The sequence below is a fragment of the Actinomadura logoneensis genome (assembly GCF_003428695.1).
GTDB classification, from domain to species: Bacteria; Actinomycetota; Actinomycetes; order Streptosporangiales; family Streptosporangiaceae; genus Spirillospora; species Spirillospora logoneensis.
Window position 1 is genome coordinate 1 of record NZ_QURH01000718.1, and the last position, 3,245, is coordinate 3,245.

Here is a 3,245-nt window from a genome sequence, read left to right on the forward strand (position 1 = left end):
CCCTGCGGCTCGGCGCGCGCACCCCGCGCTCGCTGCTGCCCGGCCCGCGCCGCCTGTCGCCGGTGGAGACGCTGCGCCTCGCCCCCGCGCTCCGCTCGTACGGGCTGCGCGGCGGCCTGCTGTCCTGGGACGGCCAGCTCGCCGACGACGCGCGGCTCGTCACGGCCATCGCCCGCACCGCCGCCGCGCACGGCGCGCGCGTCCTCACCCGCGTCCGCGCGCTGAGCCTGGACGGGTCGGGCGCGCAGGTCCGGGACGAGGTGACCGGCCGCGAGTTCACCGTCCGCGCCCGCACCGTGATCAACGCCACGGGCGTCTGGGCGGGCGGCCTGGTGGACGGCGTCCGGCTGCGTCCCTCGCGCGGGACGCACCTGGTCCTGGACGCCGCGTCCCTGGGCGGGCCGGGCGCGGGCCTGCACATCCCGGTCCCCGGCGCGGCGAACCGGTTCGTGCTGGTCATCCCGCAGGGCGACGGCCGCGTCTACGTCGGCCTCACCGACGAGCCCGCCGACGGCCCGGTCCCGGACGTCCCGGAGCCGACGCCCGCCGAGATCGGCTTCCTCCTCGACATCCTCGACTCCGCGCTCGACCTCCCCGTCCGGCGCGCCGACGTCCTCGGCGCGTTCGCGGGGCTGCGCCCGCTGCTGGACGACGCGCACGGCGCGACCGCCGACATCTCCCGCCGGCACGCCGTGCTGACCTCGCCGGACGGCGTCGTCACGATCGTCGGCGGCAAGCTCACCACCTACCGGCGGATGGCCGAGGACGCCGTGGACGCCGCCCTCGCGCGGACCCGGCTGACCGCCGGGCCGTCGCGCACGTCGCGCATCCCGCTGGTGGGCGCGGCCCGGCCCGACGTGCTCGCCGGCCTGGACGCGCCGCGCCGCCTCGTCCAGCGGTACGGCACGGAGGCCCCGCTCGTGGCGGCGCTCGCCCGCGAGGACGCGTCGCTGCTGGAGCCGGTCGTGCCGGGGCTGCCCGTACTGCGCGCGGAGTTCGCCTGGGCCGTCCGGCACGAGGGCGCCCTCGACGCGTCCGACCTGCTGGACCGGCGCACCCGGCTGGGCCTGGTCCCCGCCGACCGCGCCGCCGCGCTCGCGTCGGCGGAGGCGGCGTTCCCTCCCGGAGGCGCCGACCCGGCCACCCCGGCCGCCTGACCGCGCGGCGTCCGCGGCGAGGGGGGAACGGCCGAGGCGGGAACGCCGGGAGGCCGCGCGGACGAGGCGGATGAGACGGCGACTCGTGGGTAACGGGAGGCGGGAGCGGGCGGAGACCGCGCGAGCGACGGGTATGACGTGGGTCACCCGCCATGGCGCGGTCGCAGCCTGTGAGGTTAACCTAACCTAATTACCACCGAGCGTGACGGGAGGCTTCGGCGTGACGCGCCAGACCAGCTGCGAGCACTGTCCCGGGAGCCATTCCGGGGAGCGGCCCTGCCTGGCGAGCGCGACGACGAAGGCCCGCGCGTGGCTGCTCGTCGAGCACCCCGGCCCCTGGCCCGAGCGGATCGAGCACCTGGAGGAGCCCGCGGCGCCGGCCCGGGCCATCCGGGCGGCGCAGGCCGCCGGGGTCCGGCCCCAGCTCATCCGCCGCTCCGGGCGGCGCCGCCGGGCCACTCCCCCGCTGCGGGTGTACGTCGGCTGGTCGCAGGGCCCGGACGTGTGGCTGGAGACCCGCGAGCTGGACGACCACGCGGGCCTCGACTCCCTCGACCTGGCGGCCGTCGCCGCCGGACGGGCCCCCGGCTGGGGCGAGCCCGTCCACGAGCCGGTCCTGCTGGTCTGCACGCACGGACGCCGGAACGCCTGCTGCGCGCGGACCGGAGCGCCGCTGGCCCGATCCCTCACGGCACGTTTCGAGGACCTCGTCTGGGAGACGACCCATGTCGGAGGTGATCGATATGCGGCGAACCTCGTCTGTCTCCCGCACGGCGTCTACTACGGGAACCTCGGTCCGGCCGAGGCCGAGGACGCCGCCGCCGCGTATCTGAACGGCGCGGTCGTGCTCGACCGGCTGCGCGGACGGGCCGGACAGCCCGAGGCGGCGCAGGCCGCCGAGCACGCGGTGCGGGCGCTGACCGGCGTTCTGGATGTGACGGGTGTGACCGTCGAGAGGCTCTCGGGGGCGTCCCCCTACGAGGCGGTGGTGTCCGCCGGAGGGAACCGTTACCGAGTGGTCGTGGAACGGACCGAAGAGTCCGGAGGATGCGGTCCGGAGTGCCAAGAGAAGCTCCAGACCCACCTTGTTACCGACCTCACCCTTCTCAACGAGGCGGCCCTCGTGTAATCTCACCGAGGCCCCATTATTTTGAGGGTCTCCCGCCGTCTCGTCCCCATGGACCCGGTGAACCGGGCGGGGAACAAGAGCGGCAACTCCAGACGTTGGACCATTCGGCGCTTCGGACGTTAGAGCCTGAAGCACGTCGAGCGTCCATGTCCCGAAATTGCTCAGTAAAACCAACCAAGGTGGGTGTTCCATGGCTCAGGTACGTCGGCAGGCAAACCTCCCTCGTCCCTCGTGGGGCTGGCAGGACGCCGCGGCGTGCCGGGGGGAAGACCTCGTGCTCTTCTTCGGCCCGGACGGCGAGCGCCAGCCCGAGCGCGAGATCCGGGAGCGTAAGGCCAAGCAGATCTGCATGGGCTGCCCGGTCCGCAGCGAGTGCCTGGACTACGCGGTCTCCCGGCCCGAGAAGTACGGCACCTGGGGCGGCCTCAACGAGGACGAGCGCGCCTCCGAGCGGCGCCGCCGCATGCGTCGCGCCAACGCCGCCTAGCAGGCTTCAAGGCCCTTGCCCCTTCCCGACGGCCCGGCCATGAACGGCACGGCCCGAAGGTCGCCGACGGCAAGCCCCCGGCACGCACCTGAAAAACGTCAACGGCCCCGCTCCGGCGGGGCCGTTCGCGTGTCCGCTCCAATTCATTCCCGGTACCGCATCGGAACGGCGCCGCGCGGCCAATTCAGAAAACGCACAGGACCATTTTCCGACTAGTACCGCCGGGCCATGTCCATGATCCGCTCGGCCCTACCGGCGGGTGGTTCCGGCGCGTTCCAGCAACAGGACGACATCGGCGTCGGCCACCTGTTCGAAATCCACGTACCACTCGCCGACCGCGTGGAACAGCGGGGGTGTGGCGAGGGCCACCACGTCGTCGGCGTCGCCGGCCAGATCCCGGACCGTCGCGGCGGCGCCCACCGGCACCGCCAGCACCAGCCGGGCCGGCCGCCGGGGCCGCACGGCCGCCAGC

General features: G+C 74.6%; 3 protein-coding genes and 1 pseudogene. 3 read left to right on the forward strand and 1 reads right to left on the reverse strand.

The window, feature by feature from the left end:
- The 3 genes from DZF91_RS26145 to DZF91_RS26155 all read left to right on the forward strand — a co-directional run.
- On the forward strand, positions 1–1,157 hold a 1,157-nt coding region (locus DZF91_RS26145), incomplete at its 5' end, for a glycerol-3-phosphate dehydrogenase/oxidase (protein ID WP_117359846.1).
- A 220-nt stretch (positions 1,158–1,377) separates the two neighbouring features.
- Positions 1,378–2,286, forward strand: a complete 909-nt coding sequence (locus tag DZF91_RS26150) for a sucrase ferredoxin (protein ID WP_117359847.1) — start codon at positions 1,378–1,380, stop codon at positions 2,284–2,286.
- Positions 2,287–2,476: 190 nt separating this feature from the next.
- The gene (locus DZF91_RS26155) at positions 2,477–2,773 is read left to right on the forward strand and encodes a WhiB family transcriptional regulator (RefSeq protein ID WP_081640018.1); all 297 of its coding nucleotides are present in this window, start codon (positions 2,477–2,479) and stop codon (positions 2,771–2,773) included.
- Positions 2,774–3,022: 249 nt separating this feature from the next.
- On the opposite strand, the pseudogene DZF91_RS40395 reads toward DZF91_RS26155, so the two are convergent.
- Positions 3,023–3,245: pseudogene (locus tag DZF91_RS40395) on the reverse strand (phosphoribosyltransferase); the annotation flags it as partial.